The organism is Bacillus cereus G9842 (assembly GCF_000021305.1).
Lineage (GTDB): Bacteria > Bacillota > Bacilli > Bacillales > Bacillaceae_G > Bacillus_A > Bacillus_A thuringiensis_S.
In genome coordinates this window covers 95,810-122,784 of record NC_011775.1, presented here as the reverse complement: position 1 = coordinate 122,784, position 26,975 = coordinate 95,810, and the positions used below count along the sequence as shown (strand labels likewise).

The window sequence follows — 26,975 nt, the reverse complement described above, 5'->3', positions numbered from 1 at the left end:
TTCATATTGGTATACCTCGGAGGTAGAAAAAGTGAAAGATACAAAAGAAATACTATCTTCATCTGAAATGTTTAGTTTTAGTTTTGAAAAATGGAAAGAGCAAATAGAAAAAACAATGATGCATCCATATGTACAGAATTTTAGAAAGATGTATCCTGGTGTTCCAGAACAAACTCTAACCTCTACAGCAACACGTTTTCAAAGCGCTATTATTGAATATGAAAATTGTAGTTCATGTAAGGAGATGCAATTTAATAAGAGTTTAAGTGAATATGATAAATTAGTATACCGACTTAATAATTGTCCAAATGCGAAAAAGGGTGAACGATTTGATATTCGTAGTAATGAATCCAATCGTATAGAAGAACTAACGAAGCAATGCGAATTTGATATAAACTTAAGTATGTTACAAAAAGAAAATCGATTAATTAAAGCTGTAAATACGCCTAAAAAAATGCTTAACATTAATCTAGAGGATATTGATCCACAATCTAGCAGAGAACCTGCTTTATCAGCTGTCTTTGAATTTATTAAAGATATGAAAACAACTGGGAAGTCCGATGGTTTATATTTACATGGTGATTTTGGAGTGGGTAAATCTTATTTAGTTGCTTTTGCTGCAAAAACATTGGCTACTGAGGGTATAGAAACTACAATTGTTTATGTACCTGAATTTTTTAGAGAAATTAAAGCTTCTATAACAGATGGGACCATTGAAGATAAAATTCAATTTGCGAAAGAAACTCCTATTCTGGTATTAGATGATATCTGTGCAGAGCAATTAAGTGCATGGCTTCGAGATGAAGTGCTAGGACCAATACTTCAACATAGAAATACGAATGAGCTACCTACTTTATTTACATCTAATTGTGATAAGAGTGAGTTAGAGATCCATTTGACTCACGTAACAAGAAAAGCTAATGATTCTTACGGCATAACCCCAGAGATGGAGTCACGTAAAGCAAAAAGAATCTTACAACGTATTGAGTTCACGACAAAATTTGTAGAAGTGGTAGGAGTGAATTTGAGGGCTAAATATAAATAAAGTGTAAGTTGTTTTGTGATTTTATAAAAAAGAGTAGATTTAGATAACATTATCTTCCCTACTCTTTTTTTATTCACTTTCGAAAATGTGTACTTATAATTGTCTAGTAATTATATTTCTCTCTGTTAAAAGTGAGATAAATCTGTTTCGCTGGTCAGTGTAATTCCCTGGATGTTCTTGAACAATGTTTTCAGCTAGAGCTGTAATGTCTGATGGTGAGTCAATTTCAATTGAGTAGTAGATTTTGTAGTCTGTTTCTGTAGTATCCAATATCTTAGTATAAGAACCTGTTTTGTCATCTTCCCCCCACATTCTTCGTTCAAAATGTTTTTCTATATAGTAATTACAATGCAGTCCATTAAAAGTTTCATCTGCAGGACTATATATGTAAAATGCTAGATGATCTCCTTCTCTATATTGATTTTTTTGTACCATTAATAAGTATTCAGTCATGTTATTTATACCTCTTTCTAGTTTTTTAAAATCGATTACAATTATTAGTATAAACTTTATTTTCGTATATTTGAATTCAATAATTTTTTGATGTTGTATGAATCTATTTAATGTAGTGAATCCTTCAAATGAAATAGATTTCATGTTATTATTAGTACTTAGGTTTCCGTTTGTGCAAGCAAAGTTTAGGGGCAACAGAAGGCGGTAATATATCATTCCTATATCGCTCAAAGGAATGAAAGTGTTCAAGTTAATAATAATCAAAAAGACATTGCTATTTACTGGCAATGTCTTTTTGATAGGGATTTATACACCTTAAGGTTTTTTTAAGATATGTTGAAATGCATTTAAGTTAAATTGCTGATTAAGCTTTGCAAACATTTTTTCTATATCTGTTTCTTCTAAATTAGTTGATTCATTGAAGTAATCATGTAAGAGTGCATAAGTTATCATCTGAATATGTTTCATTAATGCTGCTGTTTCCGTGAACTTCATAGAGTATATTAAACCTGGTTCGACGCTTATCTCATAAAAGAATTCATCACGTTCCATATCGAATTTGGCAATTATGTGTCTGAAGGTATCACCACTATCATCTACTGCCACTAGAACAATACTAGGATACTTTTCAGCCTTCGTAAATTCAAAAGTGAACACATCACTTTCATATAGTTCAAGTAATTCAAGATCAAATTCTTCTACCCGCTCGTAGAATGAATCTTCTAAGTTATCGAACCATGTATTAAACACTCTAATCCCTACTTTCACCTTTTATTTTGAATGGCTAAATCTTAAGTTAAAGTATAGCGTATTGTTTAGTACAGAGTCTATATGTTTAGAAACTTCCAATCTTTCTGTTAAATTTAACATAAAAATTTTCGTTTCTAATCTGATCATTAGTTAGCAATTTAATACATGTTATTATAATGCTGCTCGCGAATCAGATGATTGAACTACTCTTTGTTTCTCTATATCTGCGCTAATTATTTGTAAAGTTTGTTTAAAAGATTTAATAAATATTTCATCTATGACAACAAAGGGTTGATCTACATTATGATTGAACTGTGATTTATGAAATTCTTGATATATTTTAGGTAGTTCTTCTAAAAAGTGACTTATCTTATATCTAAGTAATAATAATGTGTCTACAGGAATTGAATCTAATGCTATTGGCTTCTGGATAGTAGAATGTATAGAAACTGCCATGTAATTGTGTATTATATTTAATTCCTCAGAAGAAAAATTCACTTTTTCATATAATTTTTTTAACAATGTATTTCCCCCTATTTCTTATTAGGATCAAATTTTTAAAAATAACGGTACTATTAACGTTATTTTTAAATATATAGGTAATATGAAATTATTTATTAAAAGCTACAGTATTTTTAATTTTAATTGGTAGGATAGATATAGAACTAAACCCACCATAATATGGTTGTGCTATTAGATTTTTAGGAGTTAAATAAGCAAGATGTTATGTATTTTGTCTTATTAGTAGTATTTTTCATATCTTCACGTACTAAGCTTTATCATTGTAACACCTCCAAATATTTTTTGGTATAAAGTGTATAAAATTCTTTAAATTGTATAATCAATAATATCATTCTAAAACAATGATTGCTTTTTAAAATTCAGCAATAACTATCTTGAATTTTATTTTCAGGTTAGTATATGTGCATTTTAGATTAATAGTTCTGTGACTAAAGAGAAGGTATTTATGCTATAATCAAAACATATTTAATTACTTTTCTTTCTTATTATATTTAAAAATTATCGACCCCTTGGGTTTCTGAAGATTATTAACAATCTTAAGGATCCTGAGGGGTTTTTTGTGTTTAAAAATAATATGAAAGAAATATATCAATATAAAAAAAGAGATTAACAGATTAAGAGTAAAGAAACCAGTTACTTTTATTCTGTTTTTTTAGGAGGAAAACAATATGTTATTAAAAAAGGTCTATCAAGTGAGTAAAAAAGGAAAAGAAGAAACACCTCGATTATTTTTGCAACATTTGGTTTGTGAAGCAGCAGGATTTATACCAGGGAATAAATTAAAAATAAGCTTAGAAGAGCAAAAAATTATTATCGAAGAAACTAATTGTATTAACCCACATAATATATCTGTTTCAAGTCGAGTAAATCGTACTACTGGGTTAAGAAGACCACTTGTTGATACAGCAAAGGAATCTTATAAGGAAATAATACGAGTTAATGAGAAGGTAGAAGTTTGTGTATATCATAAAAAAATTGTGGTACAACCCTTACACTTTCAATTAACTGATATGACAACTATACCTAAAAGCAAAGATGAGAGAATTTCATTACTTAGTGTGTGCGCCGGTGGAGGTATTGGTACTGCATCATTTGTTGATACACAGTATTTTACCCCTGTAGCAGAAATTGAGCTTGAAGAGGACTGTTGTGAAGCAATCAGACATAATTTCTCTTCCTTTATTATGAATTGTGATGTACGCGATATTAATGTTGTTCCTAAAGTAGACGTAATAAATTGCACCATTCCGTGCAATAATTTCAGTACACTTGGGGACATGGAAGAATCAACACAAATTGATTTGGCTATAGCTGTAGCAAGAATTATACGAGCAGCCGAGCCTGAAATGATATTTTTTGAAAATGTACCAGCATTCTTTAAAAGCAGAATGTACAGTGATTTAAAAGAACTTATAGTAGATGAACTACCTTATTGGAGTGAAAAAAACATTGAAGCGTATGACTATGGTTCTATAGCAAGAAGAAATAGAACATATGCATTAGCATTTCGGACAAAAGAAGCATTTCTAGACTTCCAGTTCCCTTCCCCACCACGGACTATAAAACGGCCAAAGTTAAAGGTGTTTTTAGATGGTAAAGATACAGACCATGAGTGGAAGGATTTTAAAGCTTGGAAAAAAAGTTTTGAAAGTAGAGATGCTTTTAAAAATCGAAGTCTTGAAAAATCATTTGTGACACCAGATGCAAAGGAGATCCAATGCATATTAAGTAGATATAGAAGTCACTGTGCATCTAATACCTATCTATTAAATGAAGATAAAACAAAATGGAGATTCTTTAGCGAAGCAGAGCTATACCGGATATTATCTATCCCTAAATGGTTTACATTACCTGACACAATACCAATGACAAGAAGATATGAAATTATTGGTCAAAGTGTTGATTGTAGAGTTATTAAATCCATAGCTAATCAAATAGCAAAAACTTTTTATAAATTGAAGACTGTATTCAAAAAGGGTGTAAATAAAGTAAAAGAAGCTTTTAATGAGACTTTTCCAATATCTATGAGTGAGAATGGCCAACTATCTTTAGGTTTATAAGGGGGAAAATAATTATGATGAATACAGATGTAAAAATATACGGTATTAAAATAACTAAAGGATTACCAGTGTTTATTAAAAGAGAAATTATGGCGTACCAGTTCTTAGATGTTATGAATAGAATTGAGGAACTTAATATCAAATTTGATATGGATCATATTGCTATTCCAATAGATATCCCTATAAGTGTGTATAGCAATGAAATTATTGTTATGCAGCGACATGTTAAACGCTATGTTAAAAGATATACAACCGACTTTTATGCTGCTGATATGAGTACATACTTTCAAATGGAACGAAATGTAATATGGATTTTAAGAGAAAATGGCACTAATATGGTTGCAGTTGCAAATAACGAAGAACTATTTAAAGAGGCTTTACTATTGATTGAGCATCATGCGGATAGAAGTAACGCAATATTTCACATAAATAATGGTCAATTTAAAAGGTTAAAACCTGACCAGGCTATAAAAATTGTACGACGTGAAGAATATAATAATCAGCTTATGTTAGTTTAAAAAAAGGCACCTATTATGTTAGTTTAATAGTAGGTGCCTTTTTACAAATATAAGGGTTGTTTAATAATAAAATTATTTAATTTATTTTTTAATCTAAAAACTGTTCAGTCCAATCACCTTCTTTAATTTCGACCGCATAAATATATCCTCCCTTATCTTTTACAATATGAGTATAATAAAGCGGATTTTTTACATTTAAAACTTCTAATATTTCAAGAACTCCATCTTGGAATTCTATATTCAAACCCGCAATATCACTTCTATCACAACATGTATCAGTTTGTAGGTTATAGTATATGTTTAGTGCTTCATTTTTTATGACCGGTCCATCAAATGGCTCATTTCTATATAATGGAGGAATAATCTCTACATAACAACCACTATGGATACTCTTATTTAATTCTATTTTTTCTTTCATTGGATTCATCCTTTCAGATATATTGTTATGAATAAATAAAAAAACGATTTTTCATTTTTATTTACTCGTAGTAACTACTTGAACAGCGTATAAATTATTTTTTAAACATACACCCAATAACACCCACAAAAAACAAAGCACCAAGAAATAAAATAACAGTAGCAATTTCACGACCAGTCCAATCAGCAAATGGCGAATCTAAAAAAGAATATATATCTTTCAAAATAAAATAGTTCACCCCTTTAGGACAAAATTTAAAATTTAAACCAATTAGCGATTTTGTTCTAAATTAATTTGAAACCATCATGCATCTTTATGTTTCCAAAGTAATTACATTCCGCTACTACTATCTCACCACAAATGAACTTCCATGTATTTTTATTGAACTTTACATCAAATTGCTCACCTGCTTTAAATTCCTGTAGCATTTCACCTTTATTGTCACAAATAGTAAAATCATTTATTACTTCAACTTTGATTTCTCTTTTCATCTTATTCATATTCCTTTTTACTATAAATAAGATGAAATGGTATATTGTAATCATTGAACCCAAAAGCACGATCACATAGAGACAACCTTTATGTAAGATATCAAATCTTGTCACCGTATCCCCCTCCGTTATAAAAATGGAGTCTTCATTGTAATTTTTATATATTTTATACAAAATTCAAATTTGATTACACTCTATAAAATAATGCCTAATCCTTTAGCATTCTCCATCACACATATATTATGAATATTTCGTTTACAAAAGAATTTTTGTAAAGAACTTCTCATTTTCCATCCCCTTTTCTACCAAATAACGCTTCGGTTTAGTTGTTTACAAATAATAAAGTTGTTTAAAAATAATAAAGTCCTTCAATTTATGAACTATAAAATAAAGCTTTCCTTAATCCTTGCTCTGGAACCGTATAGCTCTTTTGTCTTCAATAAATCTAGCGTTAAATTTTCCATCAAAATAAATTCTCCATTGATTAGTAATTCTGCTGATTCTATTGGATACTCATGTGGCCCTTCATCTAAAACCAACCCGTTATTTCCCGAAAGAAATATATACCCATAAATATACCCTTCTCTTTTTCCTGATTGAAACTCACTCATTGTAAAATACCTCCTTATGCCAATTTTTATATCTAAAATTCATTTCTTAAACGACTTTATTTTTCGATTGGTGTAATTAAACAACGTGATAATGGGGGCTCACCACTTTGAAATTAAACATCTTTATTGTTACTAATCATTAGTTTCTTAAAAACTCTGGGTTTTCATAGGTATTTCCTATTACTTCAACTCGTTCTAATAAATCTTGTAAATTCCACATATAAAAGTAAAAATCATTATTGCTTTTACCTTGCACTCTTTTAGCCATGAATGCCGCTTTATCTTCCCTATATACAACTTGTCGTAAAGTATTACGCCAATAGAATAAATCACCTTCATAAATTTTCTTACCATACTTATCCTTTTGCCCTATGTATTGACCAACCGTTTCACATTCAACCGGAACGCATCCATAACCTGGAGCTTCAATATAAGCTAATTTATCTTCGTAATTTACAACTGCACTTCCATAAAACCATTTTGCATCACCACCATAATCTTCGATAGGCTTACCACGAAACTCAACTTCTCTCATTTTCGTTCCCTCCATTTTTATACAAAATTCAAATTGTATTAAGCTCTGCCAAATAAAGCTTTTGTTAAGAAATTTTATAATTCCTCCGGTTTTAGTAAAATCTTCACTTTATTTTTAAGATCAATTTCCAAACCGAAATTACTATATTTTTCTTCAAGAAAATGTTGAAAAGTGTCATATACACTTTCTCTCCATATGTTGTTACCAATCATCGGTTTAATTTTGTCGTCTAGCTTTGTTAAAACATCCTTTACATTACTTCCATTAGCAACAGGGAGCCATGAACCTTCATTACAGAAATAAAACCACAATGCCGTACTTAATATACCTTCACCATCTGTAATCTCTCTTATTTCATATGTATGGTTTGGATGAGGTGCAACAATAGCCCATATACCTCTACTAAATCTATCCTCCCAACATAGTAAATTCCAATCGTACTTTACTATTAATTCTTGTAGTGCCTCCATTTTATAACCTCCTACTGCAGAAATAATTATACAAAATTCTTGTATTTCATTTATTAGAATTATTAATTTCTCTAGTTAAAGAACGAATAGATTTATATTTTTCATGTTCATCTTTTACTAAAGAAACATCATTAATAGGCGATGTAATATTTTGTTCTTTGTTTGAAGTTGATTGAAAATACTTTTTTAATAAAGATTCATCCATGCTTTTCCCTGAACTTCGCATATCCTTTCTCCTTCTCAATAAAATTAAAAATAGATATCAAGTAACTCTTTTGGCTAGTTTTCCTCTACCATGTTTTCTAACGCTTTTAATACATCATTTAATGTTCTTTCATCACCCAGAACCAATCTATTTGTTTTAATGTGCCAAATAATATTTTCTAATTTATTTTTAGCTTCCATAATTCCACAACTTTCTATACAAAATTCAAATTGTATAACAATCTAATAAAATCATTCATAAACAAAATAGAAACAGGGTTACATTTAATAAAATCTATCATATGTAACCCCAACTGCAATTAGTATTCTATTATTCTAGTCTTCTAATATATTTTTAGTACTCTTATAATAATGCTTAGTTCCCTTCCCAGGTTTACCTACAACAATAACATTGTGTTTTTGTGTTAATAAATGTGATAATGTAAAAATTAAATTATCACATTTATTAATTCCAATTTCACTTTTTTGCATGTAATTATCTCCTTCTTGAATCATTTAAATAAACGTTCTTTAACATTAAGTTATTTATGATAGTTCTTCAGCGATAAAATTATGAAGTTCAATATCTAGTACAATCCACTTACCGTCCTCAATGAGCTTCAATCGTAACTCGTCCATAGTATCAAATAACTTACCTAAAATACCTTCACCATATAGAGAATGACCATTTAAATTGATTAATGCATACTTCTCACCTAATGAACTGCCTAAATTCATACGATTAATAGCATAAGTACCCTTTAATTTATCTTCAATGAAATGTTGTAATACTTGTCCTTCTTGCAAAACATCCACTTCTGTAAATTCCACTTCTTTATCATATTTTATCTCCATTTTTAAAAAGCTTTTTTTCACTATTTTTTTCAACATTTCTTCGACTTCCTTTTCTAATAGATTTTAAGTTGTATAATTCTCTCTATTACTAATTGAATTAGCTGTAATATTTATTTAGATGATGGTTTCTCTTTAGATTGATTAGTGATTTTATACATATCTTTTAGTTTTTCTTCACCGATCTTAATATTGTCTTTATCTAATAATTTCTGTATTTCAGCATTTATTTTAGCCTGATCCATTTTGTTAGAAATTAATTCTGATTGCAATTGAGGTTTCATCTGTTCAAAGGATGGTAGTTTTTTCTCATCTAATAGTTTAATAACATGATATCCAAAATCCGTTTTTACCGGTTGGCTAACCTCTCCTACTTTTAGCTTTCTTGCTGCATCCTGGAATGCTTGAACCATATCTCCTTCTTTAAAGTATCCAATATCACCACCTTTTTCTTTTGTTGCGATATCCTGTGAAAATTCTTTGGCTAAACTACCAAAATCTTCACCCGAATCAATTTTTGATTTAATATCTTTGGCTAAAGTTTCATCACTAACAAGGATATGACTTACCCTGATTTCTGGCTTCTTCTGCTCATACAATGCTTTTAAATCTTTATCTTGTATTTTTAAATGTTCTAAAGCCAATTTTTGTTTCAACTTATCAAGTTTAATTACATCTTTTAATTGTTCTTCATTGTTTACACCGTTCTGAGAAAGAAAGTCATTAAAGGAGTTACCGAATTCTGATTTTAAACGTTTAATTTCATCATCAATTTCCCCATCAGATACCTTATATTTTTTTTGCAATACGGTAAGTGTAATCATGTCATCTAATGTTCTTTGACCAATTTTATCTACCATGCGGTTATATAATTCGTCTTTAGAAATGGTTCCGCTATCAGTTTTAGCAGCATATTCCACCGAATCACTATCAAAAAGCGAGCAGCCACTTACAAAGGTTAGTGATCCTACCGCCAAGCCTGTCATAATTAATCGTTTTACGGATGATTTCATTAAAATTCTCCTTTCAGCTTTACCTTTTGCACATTATAGTCATTTGATCTCTTGTTTTTAATAGTAAAATGATAATTTATTAAGATTTTTATGGGCTCCCGCCAACAAAACGCGAATTTCGTGCGCTAAGGAATTTTTCATATAGGGGTCACCATATATAAAAAGCCGATTTTCTGTAAAGGATTGAACAGACGAAAGAATATCTTTGTTAATAAACATAATCACGTTCTGATGTTAGAATATGGTTTAAATAAAGTTATTAAACGTTTTAATTTCTGAATATTTAAATATCATTTTATCAAGTTTAACAAACTAACATTATTTGTAAAATGTGTTAAGTTTGTTATGCAAGTTATAAAAAAATATTTGAGGGGGAATTTTTATGTTCAAGAAATTAGTAGTTGGAGCATTAACGATTGGTATTATGTTATCTGGTGCAGGTGGAGCGATGGCTGCAACACCTAATACTGAAAGTCCAAAGCCAGAAAAGGTTACTATGGCAGCTAAGGGTCTTGCAGTCTGTAACGCACAATATGAAAATACAAAAGTACGAACTGAAGCAAGTACGAGTTCAAAAATAGCGTATAACGTTGCTAATGGAACTAGATTTACTGGTGAATGGGTAAAAGGACAAACTGTCAATGGAAATAATCAATGGTTAAAATTTTACAACTCAAACTGGGGAACTTATTTATACGTTTCAAAATCAGTATGTAACTAAGTACAAAATATAAAAATACTTGAGGGGGAATTTTTATGTTCAAGAAATTAGTAGTTGGGGCATTAGCGACTGGTATTATGTTATCTGGTGCAGGTGGAGCGATGGCTGCAACACCTAATACTGAAAGTCCAAAGCCAGAAAAGGTTACTATGGCAGCGTCGGACAAGAAGGGGATAAATTTTCGTGGGTATCCTACTAGAAAATCTTTACCGAACATAGTCGAAAATGGAGTGTTTGGTATGACGTGGTACTTGAAAAACGCATGGCAAGAAGATGATGGCACATGGACAGGTTATTATGAAGGCTGGTCTAATTAATAAAATCTATTCATAATAAAAAAGTCTCTTATAACGAGGCTTTTTTATTTGTATAAAATCATAAAGAAAAGACACCATAAGGCGCCTTCCTCCGTCTTGATAACCACTTCAATTTTAATAATATAAATTGGACTTCCATCCAAGTATTATTTTATCATATATTCCAAGTTTTGAAAACGCATTCATTAACCTACTTAATTATTTTTTCCATAAGGTGGGCTAGGTCCCGCCAACTAAATGACTAAAAAACTCTTAACGTGGTTTTTTCCGAATTGATGGTAGTACCCCTTTATGCATTTTGCTAATTATGTTGTAAATATCCATTGTTTTTCTTTAAATAAAATAGCTTACTAGTTTGATTTGAATTATCGAAACTAGTAAGCTATTAAAATTTTTATATTTTATTTTTCATTATATTTTCCATTCTCTACGTAACCTTTAATCCCCCATACACCCAATTTCTTATTTTTGGCTTCAGTCTCTGCTGCTTTCAACCGTTCCATATAACGAGTGTGACCGTTAGTATATCGAATAATTCCCATACCTTCTTTTAATAACGTCTCTTGGACCATCTTTCCGTCTACGAAAATGTAAGCTAATAATCTTCCGTATTTATCCACTTTATTATCTTCTTCGTATTCTAAATACACCTTCTTACCTGCCACCAGTTCCTTATTACGCTTAGATGCATCTTTTGCTACAGGCTGAACCTTAACACCCTTTTTAACTGATTCTGGAGTGTCTAGGCATAAGTATCGGACCTTATAAGTTTTTCCTGATTTTAAAAGCGTTACAGAAATGGTATCTCCATCAGAAACATAATTTACTTTTGCTGCCTCTCTATTTTGAGAGTCGTTAAAATTATTATTTTTGCCTTTATCTTCACTTAAAATGGAATCTTCAAGTGAAGTTGTTTTTTCCTTTACTTCCTTCATCTTTGAATCAACTTGATTTAATGCACCTACTCGATCACTAACACATCCAGATAATAAAATACTAAATGTTATAAATGAAATTAATATTTTTTTCATTATATTTTCCTCATTTCCTTCTAGTTATAGTTTTTGAGTTCTTATGTCATAATTTAATAGTTTATATTCTTGTAATCATTCTTCTTCCTTTGCGTTAATTTGTTTATAATTTCTTTTAAATAGACATAATATTTATCAGGGAAAGATTTTGCAGCACGAATTTTTTTCACACATGTACGGATAAAATCTTTCTCTAATTCAGATAATGCATTTTCATGATTATCTAAAATCCATTGAACGCAACTTTTTTCTTTATGATACTTAACCTCCTGCTTACTATCCAGGGAAGTTAATATTGTTTTTATTCCAATCGCAATAGCTTTTGCTAAATTCACTGGCACGGCATTGCCCACCTGCTTTTGCTGCGTAAATATATTTCCGCAAAATACATAATCATCAGGAAATGTTTGAATTCTGGCAGCTTCTCTTATACTTAAAGCACGTTCTTCAAATGGATGGGCCATTAGTCCATGCACTTTAGAAGAAGGAACAGCACAAACCGTAGGAGATGGTCTTGTATGTGAAAGTCTTCTTAAATAAGAAGTAATGCCGCGCCCATTTTTTATATTTTGACTACCGCATTTGGGACATTTTATTTGACCTTTAAAAGAAAGATTACAAGACTTACAAATTCCTCTGTAATCTTCTTTCATAATGGTAAATGCTATTTTAGGTTCTAAACTATTCCAACATTTCCCTGGTTTAATTAACTGCATAACGTGTGCATATTCTTTTTTAAATGAAAAGAATTCTGATTTAGGACAATCTTTTAGAACTTCCCCTAAAGTACGTGGACCATCTAGTTTTGGAATAACACTAAATGGATTAATATTACTTTTAGTACCAATCACAATAACCCTTTCCCTAAGCTGTGGGACTCCATAGTCATGTGCTTGCATAATATTATAGGTAATATTTAAACCAGAAACATTTGATAGCTGTTCAATAAATCGTTTAAATGCTGGCAAATGTTCTTTTGATACAATGTTTTTAACATTTTCAAATACAATTACTTCTGGTTGCAGTTCTTTTACAAGTCGAAGATATTCGTAAATTAGTTTACCTCTTTCATCTTGTATCCCTCTTGGCCCTGTCAATTCTTCTTGAAATATCGAAAAACTTTGGCAAGGAGATCCTCCTAAAAGAATAAGAGGTTTATTCCCTACTAGTTTTCTTATTTCATCACCTTTAACAGTTTTTATATCTCGATTCCAAACTTCCGTTTCCGGGTGATTTTTCTTATATGTATCACAAGCATCAGAATCCAACTCAATTGCTAATTGAACATTAAAATCATACTCGGAAAACCCCGTGTCAAGACCGCCGCAACCCGAGAAAATTCCAATAACTCCATAATTGTTTGTATTCATTTTTAAACCGCTCCTTATCATCTCTTTTTTATTAGAGTGATAAAGGGCGACACGAATCTTGCGACTAAACAGGCTAATGTCTAGCGATAGGATTTTTTACCTACTTACTCCTGAATTCGTGATTTTAAGGACAGTTTAATAAATGTTATATAATATTATTAAAAACTGCGTTAAGAGCTGATCCTTAACTGCATTCCGAGATATGCCCCAACCCAATAATGGGAAATTTTAAAAATGTTTCTAATTCATAACTCACTATGAATAGTCCCCTTTCATTACAAATAAAAACGACAAGTTTTATTTAAATATCTTGTCGTTTTTACATAAACTCTTCTTTAATTGTTTGTATTAATTCAGGATTTGTAATTAATTCGTTAAACTTAGTATTAATATTATTTTCTTCTAGTATTTCCTCTAGAATATCAATATCAAATGTTCTGTTTAGTGGTATGTATGCACTAGGTTCAGACCATTGAAATTGTTCTTTTGTTGTAACTTCTTCTCCTAAATATAAATAAATGCCATTGTTATCCCTGTAAATACTTAATAAATTCATGTTTTTCATATTATTACTTTTCCTCCTTGGTTTATTGCAAAACAAAAAAATGCAATCTCTAGCACAACTGTTTTTAAAAAAATCAGAAGTCCAAGAGACTGCATTTTTGTTTTGGTAGTTTTAAGAATAAGGTAATTTTAACTATAAATATATAATAACAAATTTAGATAGTAGTATCCATATATAAATATTTACAAAGAAAAAACACCATAAGGTTAAGGTGTTTTTTCTTCGACTTGATCCATCATAATTTTTATAGAATCTTTTCTTACTAATACAAATATATCAGCAATCTTTCATATCACATTTATTATACTACATCCATATATTATAATGAAATGTTTTTATATTGAATTCTCAAATAAAATCATTAAATTCATTTGGAGAGAGTACATTAACTTCATTAGATTTATTTAGATATTTAAAGGATGTTGGGTTTTGGAATACCATAATCAATTCAATTCTATTATATTCAGCAAACTCTTTTCCAAATAAGTCTTTAAATTCTTTGGAATACTCATTAATAACATTGATTGCTTTTAAATGGCTATCAATATTAAGTTGTATTTTCTTTTGTTCATTGAGTATTTGACTAATATTTTGAAATTGTATTTTCCAAGTTTTATACTCAACTATATATAAAACCTTATTCATTATAAAAACCAAGTCAAATTCTTTAGTAATACCTTTTGTTTCCAACAATGTCTTGATATCATGATTATGTATTTTATCAATACATACATGTTCTAAATATGCTAAACCTTTTTTCTCTAATGATTTGGCCAGATCTTTTATACCAGCTTCATCATAATTAGTAGATATAAATTTCTTCAATTTTTTGTTGGATGTAAAGGATTGTTGCAACATTCTCGTTGGTAATGTTTGTCTAGCTTGTAATAACATAGTATCGGAATATAAAATCATATCATTTTTTAATTCTACAAATGGTTGTAATGATATTTTATTTACTTTATGAGCTATATCATTTGATTCTTTTAACGTAAGAATATCTAGGAATCTATCAATACCATAATCTTTAATATTTGTAACCTTTAAAATCCCCTCCTCTAAACCCTTCTTACTAATATTTTTCAAATGAATATCTGTTCCTTTATGATGGGACTGGAAACTAAAATTAATAAAATCACTTAAATCTTGTGGACAAAAACCTTCTCTTTTTGAATATTGTTTAAAAACTTCGTCTATAATATCCATATTGTAATTAAAGTCAACAACATCAGAAAAAGTAGACTGCATATAATATTCAAAATTCCCACCCTGTACTAAATTCCAATCTTTAATTAGTAGAGACTCACCTTGTTCATATAGAAGCTCATTAGATTTCAAAAACAGATTACTTTTCATTACCATAAAAGCTAATTTATATATCTCTCGTATATCGATGTCTGTTTGATTTGTTCCATGATTCTCTTGTTGTGAATTTATATACACCTTATATATTAAATTGAAAATAATATCAATCAACTGTTTTTCTCTACCTATATGTTTGCTAGTTTGTATTATATTATTTGTGTCCATATTGGCTATTACGGTTGTTAATATTGAATATGGATCCTCTTGATTCAAAGGTAAATCATTTGTATCATTTGTATTTATGTTATGAAAAGTTAAACGTGATAATACAGCCAATCTAGTTGCTAATGAGTAAAATAAATACAGTAATATCTCTAAATCATACTGTTTAATTTCTTGTTCAAGCCTATTTAAATAGGTTTTTTTGATTTTTTCAAGTAACTCATTTGCTCTCCCTTTATCTAAAACTTCATTTTGAGGGGTTTCTAACATCTTTAAGGCTATGTTTTCTTCAGAGGCCGCCATAGCAGCAAAATGATATTTATTATTATGCTCAATAATGAATTTTAGCTGTTCCATAATCCTTTCGGATGTTCCTAAATCACATGAGTATTGCTTAAGCATTATATAATCTTCTACAATGATCTTTGAAAGCAAATTAGAATTCTCATCTTCTAAATATTCACGAGCAAAATTCGATCTTACCTCTTTGTTTTCTTTTAAATAGTCACTAATTATGGTATTAGTTAATATCTTTGTATAGTCCATAATACAATCCCCAATGGTTGAATAACCTTCCATATTACCCCTCCTCTATTAATATCCTATAGCTTAATTATAATTATGTTGTACTTAAGTACAACATAAAAAGACCTATTTACAGTAATGTAAATAGGTCTTTGCTGTTTTTCTTATTATTAACTTATATGGTGACGTATAGCATTTGTTAGATATTCATCTTCTAGTCTTGCAAACCACTCATCTTCTTCCTTTTTTAAAGTTTCTTCGGAGAGCAATATTACCTCTAATTCATCAGAAAATGTATATTTACGTCCTAAAAGATATATATTTATCTCTTCTGGATCTAGATAATCTAATGTTCCTTCACTGAACAATTTCTTTAAATCTATTCTTGAATTAGTATTTTTATTAAATTCTTTAATTATTGAATGAATTTCGACTTTTAAATTACTTTCCCTCAATTCAGATAGATTTTGAAATTTTGTATTTAGAATAAGATCCTCGTTATTTTCTTTCTCAATAAGCAATTTTACTGCATTCATATTTTATCCTCCAAATTCATTCTTATTTATACAAAAAGATTACTTAGCTAATTTCTTCGAACCACTTTTTCTACTAATGATGAATCCATAATTTTTTAATAGATTCTTTAGTTCATCTGCAGTAACACTACCTCTTTCTTCAATTGCTTCCATAAGCATATCTTCCGCACGAGTGAATTTTTTACTTGGTACTAAAGGCTCACTTACGAGAATATATTTGTACATACCATTACCTAAGTGTCTAGTTGTAATACCATAACCTCTTTCGTTTAATTCACTCATTCTTGCTCCTAAAGATTTTGTTACCTTCTCATAAAAATAAACATTCGTCACACCTTTAAGTCCGCGATTGCGTAGTATTTCTAAAATTTTGTCTCGTTGACCTGCAGCTCTTTCTTTAATCTCTAATTGTTCTTTAATATTTACTACTTGATTCATTTGATTTTCCCCCTTATTTGTTATAAACACTCTGTATATTTTTTCTTTTAAACGCAAAAAAACGTCCTAAAGAAAGACAGGCTTTTGTTAAGCTCGTCGTTCCTAAAGAACGTTTTTGTTTAAAGTTAATTAAAATAAAATAAATATTGTATATATACTAATTATACTTAATATATAGCAATTACTCAATATTAAGTTGGACAATAAACCATACTTTTATATTTTAGGCAATTCACCTACAAATTCTCCATCTTCATCAGTTTCAATTAATGCTTGGCCAACTGTAACAATAAGTGTATATTTCTTACCGCATTTACTACATTCCTTAGTACCAATTACCCCGCCAGTTTCATTTAATGCTTTTTTATGATCAATAATCTTCTCATTATATGTGATAATACCATCGCATTCTTTATTAGTACATTTATGACTTGAATTGTTCATTTGATTTGCTCCTCTATTCAAAAAGTTATTTTAAGATTTATCTTCATTTATGCTACCATATTTAAAACACACTTGCTTTATTAAATGGCTCATATATTTGCTTTAAAACTTTTTTATTACTCATTTCATATATTTAATAATGAAATATACCTAATTTTTTCATTCGAATAAATTAGCCAACACAAATCGTGCTTTTACGGGCAGTTGATCCCCCACCTAACCTCTTTGCTTTCGCTGAATTTTGAAGTCGGGGTCTTATGCACGTTAATGCGAGATAAAATTTGTTTTTCGGATTATCTAGTGGAATTCTAATCTTAGTATCTTAAAACAATTTTATTTTAAATTGAATTATAATGTGGAAAAAGCTTCTTTAAGTTATAATAATTAACAATATAAGAAATATTTCGTAGAAGAAAGGAATGAGTAAATTGAAAGAAATTATAACTACTCAAAAGGCTATGAAACATTTATCGAGGAAATTACAAGGACATCGTCATATGTTAAATATTTCAAAAGATGACGATAAAAATATAGAAAATATAAAGAGGGAGATTAGTACCATTGCATCAGTTTTAATTAAACAAGGGGTTGGAATTAAAAATGAAACTCCAGAAATCTTAGTACTAAAATTTATAGAAGTTAGATTAGACTACGTTGCTAATGAATTACGTAAAGGGACTACAAAAACCTTCTTTTACCTTGAAGCGGGCATCTTAAAACCACTTACAAATTACAAGGTTTTTGATAAGGAAATTATGGACAATCCTGATAAAGTTAAATGCTATGAACAATTGGAAGAATTCGAAAATGAAGTATGACATTCGTTTGTGAATAATTGGACTGACACTATTCAACTACTATATATATCCTATTTTAGAAAACGCTTACTAGGGGATGAGGACGACATACTGTTTGAAGTTGAAGTTCTTAATCCCCCAGTACGCTGCATACAATGCGGTTTTAATGAAATTCATAAATTGAAAGTTATATAGTCACTTTTTCTGTTCGTTGATAGTTGATAAAAACATCTTCAACTTTCTTATAATTAGAAAACAGACTATCCTTATTTCTTGAAAGGCTGATCAGTGTCATATTTTCATGCGGTATTTTGACGTAATTAGATGCCAGCTGCAATGCTGAATTATAAAGTAATTTCATATTTTCATTATCTTCATTAAACATTTTTAATTCTTTATTGTGTGGTACTTCATCGTGTATAGTTTCAAACACTAAAATATACGGAGTAATTCCATTTTTGTTCTGTAATCCACAACCGTACTTTTGAACTACATGTCCTACAATACCCCATCCTTCTGTTAATTCATCAAGACAAAAAAACAACTCAGAATTTTGATATGCCTCCCATACTGCAAAATATGTAAAATCAGCCACCCCAATGATTGTCTCCACATCATTATTTATTTTAGAAACCATAAAATAAATAGTTTCCATTCGATCATCTTTACTGTACGTATCATTGAGTTCACGAATGCTCATTGGTCCATCTCCAATAAAGTTATTTAAGAATGGCAGATCATCTAATTCTCTCAATGAAATCCTTTGAATCTTATACTCGGAATCATCTACTACAAACTTTATAGTGTTTCTTTTGTTTTCTTTAATGGGCAAGAATTTTCTGCTTGGGATTTCTCTGTATTCTAATGATATATTTATAGCAAAATATCCATAAATATCACGACGTAAAGATGGACTTATAAAGCCAAATTCCGTTCGATAGAAAGAGTCTCCAGTCCATTCTAATTTTCTTTCTTTTAACCATTCCTTAAGATAGTTATATGCATCATCATCATAACGAAATTCCCCTATATTTAGTTCTATTTTTCTAACGGTATCATTTTTAAACCAAACAGTAAAACTAACTTTTTGTTCATCTTCAAATATTAATTCTGAACCAAGGACATACCCTACATGATCGCTATCAACTTTTATTTTTGTGTTCAATATACATTCCAAATCAGAGCGTGAAATCCCCGTATTTACTTGATTTCCCTCAATCGTTATAACACCTTTAATAATTTGTTTTGTGCTAACATTCATTTTTTTATCTCCCTTATCTACTTCATCCAATAGCTTAAATTTAAAACTATATCGCCCAATAATCAATCCTTAATTTTCCGATAATTCAACTTGTTGTTGGAATTAATTAATATGCAGTTAGATAATAAAGAACAGTAAAAAGTCATATAAGGAAAAAGAGTGTGAATCAATAATTACCAAGTAACTATTGATTCACACTCTTCCTATCTTACAAAAATTAACTTTATATATATTTAAGAAATTCTATTTCTCGTACTTATTCTAATAATTGTTAAACAACATGATTATATGATGAAATCCAGTTTCAACCTCTATTTTTCAGTAAAAGACTAAATAAAACAAGGTTCTATGTAAAGTAATTAAAATAATGATAATTGTGTTTCCTGGTTTAATGTTATATCTTCTTTAACTACTTTCTGTTCTATTTTTTGTTTAGCTTCTACTTCTAAATATCCCTCAACATTATTTTCAATTTTTTCTTTTTTATTGTTTCTTTTAAAACAGTTACACGCCTCGGGTTTTTCTGGACGAGTTTTCCCCCATTCACACCCATTCTTACCATAGTTACATTTATACCATAGATGGCAGCAGTCAAAACTTCCTTGATTAGTAGATTCCAATTTAATTCCTCCATGTATGTATAGTAGTTATATTAAACTGCTGCTACACCTTGAGATTCTGCTACAAAACCATCAAATAATGTAGTAAAAGTTAGGTTATTGTGTACACGTCCTTGATATTTTTGTGCACATTTTATTAAATGTAGTATTTGATTTAACTTATATTTTTTTACTTCCGTATCTAATATTTCTTCATTAAATACTAAATCATTTCTTCTATTTAAATGGTAATTTAAAAAGTCTTCAAACCATAACATTACAATATGATAGAAAATTAATGTCCCCTCTTTACCTGCGAAAGCTTCAGATAATTCCTTTTTTAAGGCATACACTTTTAACGTATTACATTTTTGAATAAATTCTTGAATCAAATCTAATTTAGGTCCAAGTGTTAATTCTTCACTAATTTTCCTAGCTTGTTCAAGGTCATTAGTTAATTTTGATAATATTTTAGCTTCTTCACCAAAAATTAGTTGTTCTGTTAAAGCCTCTTGCACTTTCTTAGGTGATATAGGAGCAAATCTGATTAATTGGCACCTAGATATGATTGTACTCAATAGTGCGTTACTGCGTTCAGTTAATAGTATGGCAATACAATCACTTTCAGGTTCTTCTAAAAATTTCAGTAATGAATTCGCTGCATTAGTCGTCATTTTTTCAGCATTTTCAATTATATATATTTTTTTGCCGCTTTCAAAAGAAGCGTAGGAGAATTCTTTTTGAAGTTCTTCGATTTGCTCTTTTTTTATAGATGCACCATCAGGTTTAATATAGATAATATCTGGATGATTACCTGTATCGATTCGAGTACAATTTTTACACGCATGACAAGGTTCACTATTAGATCCATTATTACATAGCAAAGTTTTAGCATATAGAAGTGCTACTTGATATTTTCCTATACCTTTATTACCTTCATAAATATAAGCGTGAGCCACCATTTCTTTTCTAATTGAATTTTGTAAAATCCTAGCTACTTTTGGTTGTACATCCTGCAATTCATTCCAAGTCATTATATATTCCTCCAATTTTTGTTAATAATCTACACAAAAAAGCCCCTTGTATTTATTAAGAAATGAATCTCAATAAACCCAAGGGGCCTGACTTATTAGTATAGAAGTAAATTTAAAATAATGTTTTATATTATTAATTTTAACAGAATAAATAAAGTAATTCTATAAATGTTAAAGAATATTTAAATGAAATGAGTAGTTACTTAATAAAGTACCAGCTCAAACATCATTGTTTTTTAGTTATAAATGCTTCTTTTAAAAATCTAGATATTTTTACATCTTTACCTCGTACACTTTTAGGAGAGTATATATGTAAATAGTCTTTTGCTCGTGTTACAGCGACGTATAGAAGCCTTCTTTCTTCCTCAAGTAGTTCTTGAAGTATTTCTTTTTTTCCTTGCTTCCATCTATTACACGGTCATCAGTAATCTCTAATGAAGACTTGTGCGGTAGGGTACCCTCACTTGCGCCGATTATATAAACATGTTTAAATTCTAATCCTTTCGACCCATGAATGGTCATTAATGAAATAGCATTTACATTTTGTTCTTTTTGTAATTCTTTCATTTTTTCATATTGTGTCTCTAACTTTTCTATAAAGTCTATAAGTTCTTTAATGGTTGAAAAGCCTTTAGCAGATGTTTCTAATTCATCCAGCTCTTCTAGCATCATTTCTTTATGTGTAGTCATATTTTTTCTTTTATTATCTAATAAATATTGCTCATATTGTAAATGACCATATCGTATACATTGAATTGCCTCTATAGCTGACATGCCCCTGCATTCCTTAATCGTTTTATAAAGTTGCATAACTCTCTTGTTTTGATTATGAGTTAACTGGCACTTTAATAAGTAAGATATCAATGGTTTAGTCTGACCTTCTAAATCATCAAGTGCATATGCATTGATTATACTGTCTATCACTTTATCTTTTCCGATATATAACATTGGACATACACCTTTAAGCGATTCAAAATCTGTTTTAGGTCGTATAGCCAATTTCAGAACATTAATAATAGGTTTAACATTGCTGTTGTTATAAAATAAATCTTTTGTTTTATATTGAACAAAAGGGATTTCTTTTATAACTAATTGCTCAATTAAGGATCTACTAACAGCATGCGTACGATATAGGATTGAGAAGTCGCGATAGTTCTTATTACCACCTTTAATTTGTCCTATAATATCATTAATAATCATTGTTGCTTCTTGCTTACTGTCATCTGGACTAAAATATTTAGGTTTGGATCCACTATCTTTATTTGTATTTAATGTCTTATCAAATTGCTTTTTATTCTGTTTAATAATAGAATTTCCTAATCCTACTATATAAGGATTGGATCTATAGTTTGTATCCAAAATTACTTTTTTGACCTTGGAATAGTCATTAGGGAAATTTAGTATTATACCTGGATTAGCCCCGCGAAACGCATATATACTCTGCCAATCATCCCCTACAATCGTTAAATTATTGTGTGGAGCAGCAATAATTTGTAAAATAGCATATTGAATTGATGAACTATCTTGAAATTCGTCAACTAAAATATATTTAATTTTTTCTTGAATGAGTTCTCGTAATTTGAAGTTTGTTGTTAACAAATCATACATGATAACTAAAATATCATCGAAATCAATCATATTTTGTTGTTCTTTCCACTGTTCGTACATTGCATAAATATCTCGTAATTCTCTATCAATCACAGATTTAGTAGGTAAATCACTCGGTTTAATCATATGATTTTTAAAATAGCCAATCATAGATACAATGGTTTCCGGCTCATATGAATCTGCTAATTTTAGATCACGGAGAATATTTTTAATTGCAATATGTTTCATTTTTTCACTTGAAATAATCTTTTGATTTATGCCTGCATTCCGTATTACCCGTAAAAAGATAGAATGAAATGTTCCTGCTAATAATTGTCTAGCTCCTGAAATTGATAGACCAGGTAAATTACTTATACGTGACTTCATTTCTTCTGCTGCCTTCTTAGTAAACGTAAGAATCATAATATTTGCTGGTTTAATTTCTTTGTAATTCATCATGTATCCTACTTTAGAAGTTAAAACTGATGTTTTACCACTACCTGCTCCGGCCAGAGTAATAACTGGTCCACTTACATTTCTTACTGCTTCTATTTGACTTTCATTTAACTTAATTCCATGCTTCTCCAGGCTTCGAAAAAAATATGAATCATTTTCATGATCTTTAACTATTTCTTCAGAAGTGAAATTTTGAGCAATTTGAGTACATGGAATAACACCATTTTTCTCGTTAATACCTAATGGATAATAACAAGTTTTGTTCCCCTTAAAGTCAATATTTGTTGTCATAATAATCCCCCTTATTATAAATAAACACAAAAAAGCCCTTGGGCTGTTGTTAGATAATAATCTAAAACCCCAAAGGCTTATAATTGTTAATATGTAACGAAAAGAAAATAAAGTTCTTATATTTCTATATTATCAAAAAACATGTGTTATTAACAATATAATTATAGATAATATAAACTATAAGAATTTCCGTTTTGCTTTACTAATTTGCAATATCCTTTTTCTTCTCCACTTTTAAGAATTTTTCGAACCTTGAATTTATCAAGAGTTTCAAATTCTTTTCCGCTCATCTCATTAAATTCATTGAAGGAATGCACTACATTTTGGAGAGCTTCACTTAAAGAAGCGTTATTTTCTAATTCTGCATACATTGCAGAAATAATCATAGTTTCCTCAAATTCCATAACAGCCAATCGTGTGTAATCCTCTTTACTTACTTCAATTACTTTTAAATCCATTTTAACCCTCCTTCCGCTTTTATTTATCTTTCGGTTGTTCCTGATCAAAATAGCCTAGAAATACAGTTTTCATGGCTTCTTGATTCTCCGCAATACTATAAAATATATAATTGTCTTTTTCTTTAATTACTGCTTCTTTAGCTATATCATAATATGAATTATCTACTTTTTTCATACGAGAAGCAACTTCTTGTGTATGTTTTTTAATTTTGCTTTTTACATCCTTAAGATATTTCTCATCATTAACATAAAATACTCCATACTCTGTTAAATCTGCATCAGTATAGGTTGTTCTTACTACAAATGTTTCTACTTCTTCTTCTGAAATTTTGAATTGTTTTTTTGCATTCTCTAGTGATAGAGTATGCAAATTTTGAATACCAGTATTTTTTTCTATTGTTGATGCAATATTACTGATTGTATTCTCCGGATCCTCACCACAACCTGTTAAAAAAAAGCAGACTGTTATCAATAAAATTGAAACTTTTTTCATATAAATCCTCCAACACCTAATTCAAACTTAATATCTACTTAGCAATGCAGCAGATTTACTTTTCTTCACAATATCCGTTATCCAATTGATTAAAAGGACAACTTCATCTTTTGCTGTATTTTCATTAATTACAATACCTTCTAACCATATATTAATCGAATTGTTTTGCTCTCCTGAAAAGTACTCACAGTGAAGTATTAAATTCTTACTTATTCTTAACAATAGATTTTCTGAAACATTCGGCATTAATTCCACTTTGTGTGTTTGATCAGGATGTAATGTATTAATAAATCTCAGAAATTGCTTAGCTGTCTTACTAGATAATGTTTGCACTGGTGAGTTATATTGTGTAAGCCATTTATTTACGCGTTCAGCTGCTTTAGACATATTATCAATCTTGATGATATGTGAAAGTGCTAGGTAATTACCATTATTTTTACTGGAATCTAGTATATTCATTACACTTAGTCGGTCAATCATTTCCATAATTAATTCGACTCCCTTATTTATTGATAAATCATTCACTAGTACTTAATAGCTTTATGTTGCATATTTTACTGATTTATACCTGATATTTTAATAGCTATTATCGTTTTTTTGATAATAAGCATAAATAACTTCAAGCAAACTCATTTCTTCGTACAAAGATAATGCTATTCCTGTAATTCCATTAATGGATGACACTATCATTAATTGGTTTTGAGGGTTTATGAATTGGCCTAAAACTGGATAAGGCTTATGCTTACGAAAACAAACTATACTATCTGAGTATGCATTTTGAGTATCTTCATTCATAATATTTCCTACTGGAATGGTTAAATCATTATTAAAAATTACGGACTTAACATTTTTCAATCCTGAAATAGACTGGTGTTGATATTGTTGTTTCTTTTCATCCCATCTATAAGCCGCATCCTGCAATTGAATTAAATCATTACCTGATACTAATGGATTATGTCCGTGCGCATAATGTTTTTCTTCATACATTATTAGATTATCAAAATCATTTGTAGTAGCTAGTTCTTCATTAGGGCATTGTGCAATCGATAATGTATTATCTTTTTTTAACCAGTATATTAAACCACCTATATGTTCCATTTTTTCACTCCTATAAAAAGTATAATCCCCCTATTTAAATTTCTAATAACTAGACAAATAGGGGGACAATTATGTTTACTATAGACTGTTAGTTAAATAAAAATTAATCAATTCTATACTTAAAGAATTTTTTATAAGTTTCATAAGGCATTGCACCCTGTATTCTTTCTACTTCTTCTCCACGATTAAAATGGATTATAGTTGGTGTACCACCAATTAGATGATCATCCCAAAGCCTTTCGTTTTCTTTTTTGGACAGATCCACACGATTTAAATTTACATTTGTATCTTTAGCTGCCTTGTAGATATCATCATTCGCTTGTTTACAGAACTTACAATCTGGTTTAAAGAAATAAACATACGTATCATTTTCATATTTTTTCTCATCTAGTTCTTTAATTGAAATAATGTCATCTGGAGCATTCTTTTGCTTAGCTTTTACATCACTCTGACTGTTTATCATAAAAAAGCTAATACTTAAAATCATAATAGTAACTATCAAACTTATAATCTTCCATCTTTTATTCATCAAATTACTACCCTCTTTCCATTATTCTTCTATTGGTAACTATATTAATCAAATCAAATACTCCTGTTTATAAAAACAGGAGTACATTAAGGGGGGGATATTATCGTATTATATCCATTAACATTATAGATTTTAATAGTGATTTCTTATATTTCCCCATATAATTCTAGTAACATGTAGTAGATATACAAAAAATAAGAACCATAAGCTTGCTATAAAAATCCAGCAAACTTATGGTTCCGCTTATATAATATGTGATGAAGCTTCTAATAAAGTATAGTATTGCTCATCCGCTTTTGTTTCCATTATTTGTTGAGTAATAAGTATGGTTTTTGTACCTGCTTTAATGCCTGCATCTATGTCCGACTCACGATCACCAATCATATAACTATCATCTAAAGAAATGTTATACTTCTCGGCCAATGTTATAAGCATTCCTGCATTGGGCTTTCTACAATTACAGTTGGCATTTAAATTATGAGTGCAAGACATTATTTCTTTTATAACTGCGTTCGCATTTACTTTTAATAGTTCTTTCTCTAAGTGATTATGGATAGTATTTAATAGAGTATGGCTCATGTAACCCAAACTCACACCAGCTTGATTTGTAACGACAAAAATCATGTACCCTTTCTCTCTAAAACTTGCAATTGCATCTGCAGTTCCAGGGAGAAGATAGACGTCCTCTGGGGCATTAACAAATTTCACCTTATCGGATAAAATCTCGTTAATGACTCCATCCCTATCTAAAAATACAGCCTTATTTCTTTGTATTAATTCATGATCATTTATATTTTTCATATTTATACTCCTTCTATATATGAGTTTTTCACTTCAAATCCAAAAGCATATAACATAAAAAAAACATATTTAAATCATATCAAATTCCTTTAGTTTGAGCTTTTGTAAATTCATTTCATTAATTCAATTACATATATAGAATGGGATTTTTATAG

38 protein-coding genes are annotated in these 26,975 nt (G+C 29.6%); 6 read left to right on the top strand and 32 right to left on the bottom strand.

The genetic code is table 11. The features are described 5' to 3' along the window. Positions 1 to 31: 31 nt before the first annotated feature. Positions 32 to 1,045, top strand: coding sequence for a primosomal protein DnaI (dnaI, locus tag BCG9842_RS27985; protein ID WP_000655524.1), 1,014 nt, complete (start codon positions 32 to 34; stop codon positions 1,043 to 1,045). A 93-nt stretch (positions 1,046 to 1,138) separates the two neighbouring features. Here dnaI and BCG9842_RS27980 read toward each other — a convergent pair whose 3' ends face one another. From BCG9842_RS27980 to BCG9842_RS27970, 3 genes are all read right to left on the bottom strand, one after another. Further along, positions 1,139 to 1,498 (bottom strand): hypothetical protein, encoded by a 360-nt coding sequence (locus BCG9842_RS27980; RefSeq protein WP_232297549.1) that lies wholly within the window; start codon positions 1,496 to 1,498, stop codon positions 1,139 to 1,141. Between the two features lie 315 nt (positions 1,499 to 1,813). Continuing rightward, on the bottom strand, positions 1,814 to 2,248 hold the full coding sequence (locus BCG9842_RS27975) for a hypothetical protein (protein ID WP_000483518.1): 435 nt from the start codon (positions 2,246 to 2,248) through the stop codon (positions 1,814 to 1,816). A gap of 171 nt (positions 2,249 to 2,419) precedes the next feature. Beyond that, positions 2,420 to 2,770: a hypothetical protein gene (locus BCG9842_RS27970; RefSeq protein ID WP_000914508.1), complete on the bottom strand. Its 351-nt coding sequence runs from the start codon at positions 2,768 to 2,770 to the stop codon at positions 2,420 to 2,422. Positions 2,771 to 3,438: 668 nt separating this feature from the next. Here BCG9842_RS27970 and BCG9842_RS27965 point away from each other — a divergent pair. Together BCG9842_RS27965 and BCG9842_RS27960 are read left to right on the top strand one after the other, a co-directional pair. Then, positions 3,439 to 4,830 carry a DNA cytosine methyltransferase gene (locus BCG9842_RS27965; protein WP_012614853.1) on the top strand — a complete coding sequence of 464 codons (1,392 nt, stop codon included), beginning with the start codon at positions 3,439 to 3,441 and terminating at the stop codon, positions 4,828 to 4,830. Positions 4,831 to 4,844: 14 nt separating this feature from the next. Further along, entirely contained in the window at positions 4,845 to 5,348 is a 504-nt protein-coding gene (locus tag BCG9842_RS27960) for a hypothetical protein (RefSeq protein ID WP_000982137.1), read from the top strand. Positions 5,349 to 5,436: 88 nt separating this feature from the next. Here BCG9842_RS27960 and BCG9842_RS27955 read toward each other — a convergent pair whose 3' ends face one another. From BCG9842_RS27955 to BCG9842_RS27920, 11 genes are all read right to left on the bottom strand, one after another. After that, entirely contained in the window at positions 5,437 to 5,766 is a 330-nt protein-coding gene (locus BCG9842_RS27955) for a hypothetical protein (protein WP_000659911.1), read from the bottom strand. Positions 5,767 to 5,860: 94 nt separating this feature from the next. Further along, a complete protein-coding gene (locus tag BCG9842_RS31850; RefSeq protein WP_012614866.1) occupies positions 5,861 to 5,989 on the bottom strand; it encodes a hypothetical protein in 129 nt (42 codons plus the stop codon). Between the two features lie 61 nt (positions 5,990 to 6,050). Further along, positions 6,051 to 6,371 carry a hypothetical protein gene (locus tag BCG9842_RS31735; protein WP_000196522.1) on the bottom strand — a complete coding sequence of 107 codons (321 nt, stop codon included), beginning with the start codon at positions 6,369 to 6,371 and terminating at the stop codon, positions 6,051 to 6,053. Between the two features lie 266 nt (positions 6,372 to 6,637). After that, positions 6,638 to 6,868 carry a hypothetical protein gene (locus BCG9842_RS27945; RefSeq protein WP_001288777.1) on the bottom strand — a complete coding sequence of 77 codons (231 nt, stop codon included), beginning with the start codon at positions 6,866 to 6,868 and terminating at the stop codon, positions 6,638 to 6,640. Positions 6,869 to 7,007: 139 nt separating this feature from the next. After that, the gene (locus tag BCG9842_RS27940; RefSeq protein WP_001209421.1) at positions 7,008 to 7,403 is read right to left on the bottom strand and encodes a YopX family protein; all 396 of its coding nucleotides are present in this window, start codon (positions 7,401 to 7,403) and stop codon (positions 7,008 to 7,010) included. 74 nt (positions 7,404 to 7,477) lie between these two features. Next, positions 7,478 to 7,873 carry a hypothetical protein gene (locus BCG9842_RS27935; protein WP_000387828.1) on the bottom strand — a complete coding sequence of 132 codons (396 nt, stop codon included), beginning with the start codon at positions 7,871 to 7,873 and terminating at the stop codon, positions 7,478 to 7,480. 46 nt (positions 7,874 to 7,919) lie between these two features. Continuing rightward, positions 7,920 to 8,099, bottom strand: coding sequence for a hypothetical protein (locus BCG9842_RS27930; protein WP_001257859.1), 180 nt, complete (start codon positions 8,097 to 8,099; stop codon positions 7,920 to 7,922). A 53-nt stretch (positions 8,100 to 8,152) separates the two neighbouring features. Further along, positions 8,153 to 8,278 carry a hypothetical protein gene (locus BCG9842_RS31845; protein ID WP_000387620.1) on the bottom strand — a complete coding sequence of 42 codons (126 nt, stop codon included), beginning with the start codon at positions 8,276 to 8,278 and terminating at the stop codon, positions 8,153 to 8,155. 135 nt (positions 8,279 to 8,413) lie between these two features. After that, positions 8,414 to 8,569, bottom strand: a complete 156-nt coding sequence (locus tag BCG9842_RS31110; RefSeq protein ID WP_012614862.1) for a hypothetical protein — start codon at positions 8,567 to 8,569, stop codon at positions 8,414 to 8,416. A gap of 54 nt (positions 8,570 to 8,623) precedes the next feature. After that, positions 8,624 to 8,968, bottom strand: coding sequence for a hypothetical protein (locus BCG9842_RS27925; protein WP_000913994.1), 345 nt, complete (start codon positions 8,966 to 8,968; stop codon positions 8,624 to 8,626). A 74-nt stretch (positions 8,969 to 9,042) separates the two neighbouring features. Continuing rightward, positions 9,043 to 9,942: a peptidylprolyl isomerase gene (locus BCG9842_RS27920; protein WP_000842836.1), complete on the bottom strand. Its 900-nt coding sequence runs from the start codon at positions 9,940 to 9,942 to the stop codon at positions 9,043 to 9,045. A gap of 382 nt (positions 9,943 to 10,324) precedes the next feature. Here BCG9842_RS27920 and BCG9842_RS27915 point away from each other — a divergent pair, with 382 nt between their 5' ends. Together BCG9842_RS27915 and BCG9842_RS27910 are read left to right on the top strand one after the other, a co-directional pair. Further along, entirely contained in the window at positions 10,325 to 10,663 is a 339-nt protein-coding gene (locus BCG9842_RS27915; RefSeq protein WP_000473829.1) for a hypothetical protein, read from the top strand. A gap of 35 nt (positions 10,664 to 10,698) precedes the next feature. Next, a complete protein-coding gene (locus tag BCG9842_RS27910; RefSeq protein ID WP_000473824.1) occupies positions 10,699 to 10,980 on the top strand; it encodes an LCI fold-containing protein in 282 nt (93 codons plus the stop codon). A 401-nt stretch (positions 10,981 to 11,381) separates the two neighbouring features. On the opposite strand, the gene BCG9842_RS27905 is transcribed toward BCG9842_RS27910, so the two are convergent. The 7 genes from BCG9842_RS27905 to BCG9842_RS27875 all read right to left on the bottom strand — a co-directional run bounded on the left by BCG9842_RS27905 (position 11,382) and on the right by BCG9842_RS27875 (position 17,416). Beyond that, positions 11,382 to 12,011 carry a thermonuclease family protein gene (locus tag BCG9842_RS27905; protein WP_000721959.1) on the bottom strand — a complete coding sequence of 210 codons (630 nt, stop codon included), beginning with the start codon at positions 12,009 to 12,011 and terminating at the stop codon, positions 11,382 to 11,384. Between the two features lie 53 nt (positions 12,012 to 12,064). Beyond that, positions 12,065 to 13,381 carry a DNA cytosine methyltransferase gene (gene dcm / locus BCG9842_RS27900; protein WP_001095649.1) on the bottom strand — a complete coding sequence of 439 codons (1,317 nt, stop codon included), beginning with the start codon at positions 13,379 to 13,381 and terminating at the stop codon, positions 12,065 to 12,067. A gap of 319 nt (positions 13,382 to 13,700) precedes the next feature. Beyond that, positions 13,701 to 13,946: a hypothetical protein gene (locus BCG9842_RS27895; protein WP_000794194.1), complete on the bottom strand. Its 246-nt coding sequence runs from the start codon at positions 13,944 to 13,946 to the stop codon at positions 13,701 to 13,703. Positions 13,947 to 14,294: 348 nt separating this feature from the next. Further along, positions 14,295 to 16,052 (bottom strand): hypothetical protein, encoded by a 1,758-nt coding sequence (locus BCG9842_RS27890; protein ID WP_000399426.1) that lies wholly within the window; start codon positions 16,050 to 16,052, stop codon positions 14,295 to 14,297. A 116-nt stretch (positions 16,053 to 16,168) separates the two neighbouring features. Next, positions 16,169 to 16,534 carry a hypothetical protein gene (locus tag BCG9842_RS27885; RefSeq protein ID WP_000994738.1) on the bottom strand — a complete coding sequence of 122 codons (366 nt, stop codon included), beginning with the start codon at positions 16,532 to 16,534 and terminating at the stop codon, positions 16,169 to 16,171. Positions 16,535 to 16,573: 39 nt separating this feature from the next. Continuing rightward, entirely contained in the window at positions 16,574 to 16,972 is a 399-nt protein-coding gene (locus tag BCG9842_RS27880; RefSeq protein ID WP_001077676.1) for a helix-turn-helix domain-containing protein, read from the bottom strand. A 216-nt stretch (positions 16,973 to 17,188) separates the two neighbouring features. Continuing rightward, complete coding sequence (locus BCG9842_RS27875) at positions 17,189 to 17,416, bottom strand: hypothetical protein (protein ID WP_001066072.1); 228 nt, start codon at positions 17,414 to 17,416, stop codon at positions 17,189 to 17,191. A 419-nt stretch (positions 17,417 to 17,835) separates the two neighbouring features. Between BCG9842_RS27875 and BCG9842_RS27870 the strand changes: the two genes are divergently transcribed. Further along, positions 17,836 to 18,234: a hypothetical protein gene (locus BCG9842_RS27870; RefSeq protein WP_000040173.1), complete on the top strand. Its 399-nt coding sequence runs from the start codon at positions 17,836 to 17,838 to the stop codon at positions 18,232 to 18,234. 166 nt (positions 18,235 to 18,400) lie between these two features. Here BCG9842_RS27870 and BCG9842_RS27865 read toward each other — a convergent pair whose 3' ends face one another. The 11 genes from BCG9842_RS27865 to BCG9842_RS27820 all read right to left on the bottom strand — a co-directional run bounded on the left by BCG9842_RS27865 (position 18,401) and on the right by BCG9842_RS27820 (position 26,820). After that, positions 18,401 to 19,474, bottom strand: coding sequence for a hypothetical protein (locus tag BCG9842_RS27865; protein WP_001103223.1), 1,074 nt, complete (start codon positions 19,472 to 19,474; stop codon positions 18,401 to 18,403). A gap of 359 nt (positions 19,475 to 19,833) precedes the next feature. Continuing rightward, complete coding sequence (locus tag BCG9842_RS27860) at positions 19,834 to 20,094, bottom strand: hypothetical protein (RefSeq protein WP_000446332.1); 261 nt, start codon at positions 20,092 to 20,094, stop codon at positions 19,834 to 19,836. Between the two features lie 32 nt (positions 20,095 to 20,126). After that, on the bottom strand, positions 20,127 to 21,107 hold the full coding sequence (gene holB, locus BCG9842_RS27855; RefSeq protein ID WP_000220097.1) for a DNA polymerase III subunit delta': 981 nt from the start codon (positions 21,105 to 21,107) through the stop codon (positions 20,127 to 20,129). A 226-nt stretch (positions 21,108 to 21,333) separates the two neighbouring features. After that, on the bottom strand, positions 21,334 to 21,492 hold the full coding sequence (locus BCG9842_RS31840) for a 3'-5' exonuclease (protein WP_262362934.1): 159 nt from the start codon (positions 21,490 to 21,492) through the stop codon (positions 21,334 to 21,336). Further along, positions 21,441 to 23,441 carry an ATP-dependent helicase gene (locus tag BCG9842_RS27850; RefSeq protein ID WP_012614859.1) on the bottom strand — a complete coding sequence of 667 codons (2,001 nt, stop codon included), beginning with the start codon at positions 23,439 to 23,441 and terminating at the stop codon, positions 21,441 to 21,443. The genes BCG9842_RS31840 and BCG9842_RS27850 overlap by 52 nt, the downstream gene beginning before the upstream one ends. 161 nt (positions 23,442 to 23,602) lie before the next feature. Then, positions 23,603 to 23,899, bottom strand: a complete 297-nt coding sequence (locus tag BCG9842_RS27845; protein WP_000364677.1) for a hypothetical protein — start codon at positions 23,897 to 23,899, stop codon at positions 23,603 to 23,605. A 19-nt stretch (positions 23,900 to 23,918) separates the two neighbouring features. Further along, a complete protein-coding gene (locus BCG9842_RS27840; RefSeq protein ID WP_000757900.1) occupies positions 23,919 to 24,392 on the bottom strand; it encodes a DUF4358 domain-containing protein in 474 nt (157 codons plus the stop codon). Between the two features lie 27 nt (positions 24,393 to 24,419). Next, entirely contained in the window at positions 24,420 to 24,878 is a 459-nt protein-coding gene (locus BCG9842_RS27835) for a hypothetical protein (protein WP_000425185.1), read from the bottom strand. A gap of 90 nt (positions 24,879 to 24,968) precedes the next feature. Continuing rightward, entirely contained in the window at positions 24,969 to 25,490 is a 522-nt protein-coding gene (locus BCG9842_RS27830; RefSeq protein WP_000400037.1) for a hypothetical protein, read from the bottom strand. A gap of 103 nt (positions 25,491 to 25,593) precedes the next feature. Further along, on the bottom strand, positions 25,594 to 26,019 hold the full coding sequence (locus tag BCG9842_RS27825) for a thioredoxin family protein (RefSeq protein WP_001042898.1): 426 nt from the start codon (positions 26,017 to 26,019) through the stop codon (positions 25,594 to 25,596). A 243-nt stretch (positions 26,020 to 26,262) separates the two neighbouring features. Next, positions 26,263 to 26,820, bottom strand: coding sequence for a D-glycero-alpha-D-manno-heptose-1,7-bisphosphate 7-phosphatase (locus tag BCG9842_RS27820; RefSeq protein ID WP_000789943.1), 558 nt, complete (start codon positions 26,818 to 26,820; stop codon positions 26,263 to 26,265). Positions 26,821 to 26,975: the final 155 nt, after the last annotated feature.

Coding starts and splice junctions, on each gene's coding strand:
- BCG9842_RS27980 (WP_232297549.1), bottom strand. CDS start 1,498: ATGACTGAATACTTATTAATGGTACAAAAAAATCAATATAGAGAAGGA.
- BCG9842_RS27965 (WP_012614853.1), top strand. CDS start 3,439: ATGTTATTAAAAAAGGTCTATCAAGTGAGTAAAAAAGGAAAAGAAGAA.
- BCG9842_RS27960 (WP_000982137.1), top strand. CDS start 4,845: ATGATGAATACAGATGTAAAAATATACGGTATTAAAATAACTAAAGGA.
- BCG9842_RS27955 (WP_000659911.1), bottom strand. CDS start 5,766: ATGAAAGAAAAAATAGAATTAAATAAGAGTATCCATAGTGGTTGTTAT.
- BCG9842_RS27945 (WP_001288777.1), bottom strand. CDS start 6,868: ATGAGTGAGTTTCAATCAGGAAAAAGAGAAGGGTATATTTATGGGTAT.
- BCG9842_RS27940 (WP_001209421.1), bottom strand. CDS start 7,403: ATGAGAGAAGTTGAGTTTCGTGGTAAGCCTATCGAAGATTATGGTGGT.
- BCG9842_RS27935 (WP_000387828.1), bottom strand. CDS start 7,873: ATGGAGGCACTACAAGAATTAATAGTAAAGTACGATTGGAATTTACTA.
- BCG9842_RS27930 (WP_001257859.1), bottom strand. CDS start 8,099: ATGCGAAGTTCAGGGAAAAGCATGGATGAATCTTTATTAAAAAAGTAT.
- BCG9842_RS31845 (WP_000387620.1), bottom strand. CDS start 8,278: ATGGAAGCTAAAAATAAATTAGAAAATATTATTTGGCACATTAAAACA.
- BCG9842_RS31110 (WP_012614862.1), bottom strand. CDS start 8,569: ATGCAAAAAAGTGAAATTGGAATTAATAAATGTGATAATTTAATTTTT.
- BCG9842_RS27925 (WP_000913994.1), bottom strand. CDS start 8,968: ATGTTGAAAAAAATAGTGAAAAAAAGCTTTTTAAAAATGGAGATAAAA.
- BCG9842_RS27920 (WP_000842836.1), bottom strand. CDS start 9,942: ATGAAATCATCCGTAAAACGATTAATTATGACAGGCTTGGCGGTAGGA.
- BCG9842_RS27915 (WP_000473829.1), top strand. CDS start 10,325: ATGTTCAAGAAATTAGTAGTTGGAGCATTAACGATTGGTATTATGTTA.
- BCG9842_RS27910 (WP_000473824.1), top strand. CDS start 10,699: ATGTTCAAGAAATTAGTAGTTGGGGCATTAGCGACTGGTATTATGTTA.
- BCG9842_RS27905 (WP_000721959.1), bottom strand. CDS start 12,011: ATGAAAAAAATATTAATTTCATTTATAACATTTAGTATTTTATTATCT.
- dcm (WP_001095649.1), bottom strand. CDS start 13,381: ATGAATACAAACAATTATGGAGTTATTGGAATTTTCTCGGGTTGCGGC.
- BCG9842_RS27895 (WP_000794194.1), bottom strand. CDS start 13,946: ATGAAAAACATGAATTTATTAAGTATTTACAGGGATAACAATGGCATT.
- BCG9842_RS27890 (WP_000399426.1), bottom strand. CDS start 16,052: ATGGAAGGTTATTCAACCATTGGGGATTGTATTATGGACTATACAAAG.
- BCG9842_RS27885 (WP_000994738.1), bottom strand. CDS start 16,534: ATGAATGCAGTAAAATTGCTTATTGAGAAAGAAAATAACGAGGATCTT.
- BCG9842_RS27880 (WP_001077676.1), bottom strand. CDS start 16,972: ATGAATCAAGTAGTAAATATTAAAGAACAATTAGAGATTAAAGAAAGA.
- BCG9842_RS27875 (WP_001066072.1), bottom strand. CDS start 17,416: ATGAACAATTCAAGTCATAAATGTACTAATAAAGAATGCGATGGTATT.
- BCG9842_RS27870 (WP_000040173.1), top strand. CDS start 17,836: ATGAGTAAATTGAAAGAAATTATAACTACTCAAAAGGCTATGAAACAT.
- BCG9842_RS27865 (WP_001103223.1), bottom strand. CDS start 19,474: ATGAATGTTAGCACAAAACAAATTATTAAAGGTGTTATAACGATTGAG.
- holB (WP_000220097.1), bottom strand. CDS start 21,107: ATGACTTGGAATGAATTGCAGGATGTACAACCAAAAGTAGCTAGGATT.
- BCG9842_RS27850 (WP_012614859.1), bottom strand. CDS start 23,441: ATGACAACAAATATTGACTTTAAGGGGAACAAAACTTGTTATTATCCA.
- BCG9842_RS27845 (WP_000364677.1), bottom strand. CDS start 23,899: ATGGATTTAAAAGTAATTGAAGTAAGTAAAGAGGATTACACACGATTG.
- BCG9842_RS27840 (WP_000757900.1), bottom strand. CDS start 24,392: ATGAAAAAAGTTTCAATTTTATTGATAACAGTCTGCTTTTTTTTAACA.
- BCG9842_RS27835 (WP_000425185.1), bottom strand. CDS start 24,878: ATGGAAATGATTGACCGACTAAGTGTAATGAATATACTAGATTCCAGT.
- BCG9842_RS27830 (WP_000400037.1), bottom strand. CDS start 25,490: ATGGAACATATAGGTGGTTTAATATACTGGTTAAAAAAAGATAATACA.
- BCG9842_RS27825 (WP_001042898.1), bottom strand. CDS start 26,019: ATGAATAAAAGATGGAAGATTATAAGTTTGATAGTTACTATTATGATT.
- BCG9842_RS27820 (WP_000789943.1), bottom strand. CDS start 26,820: ATGAAAAATATAAATGATCATGAATTAATACAAAGAAATAAGGCTGTA.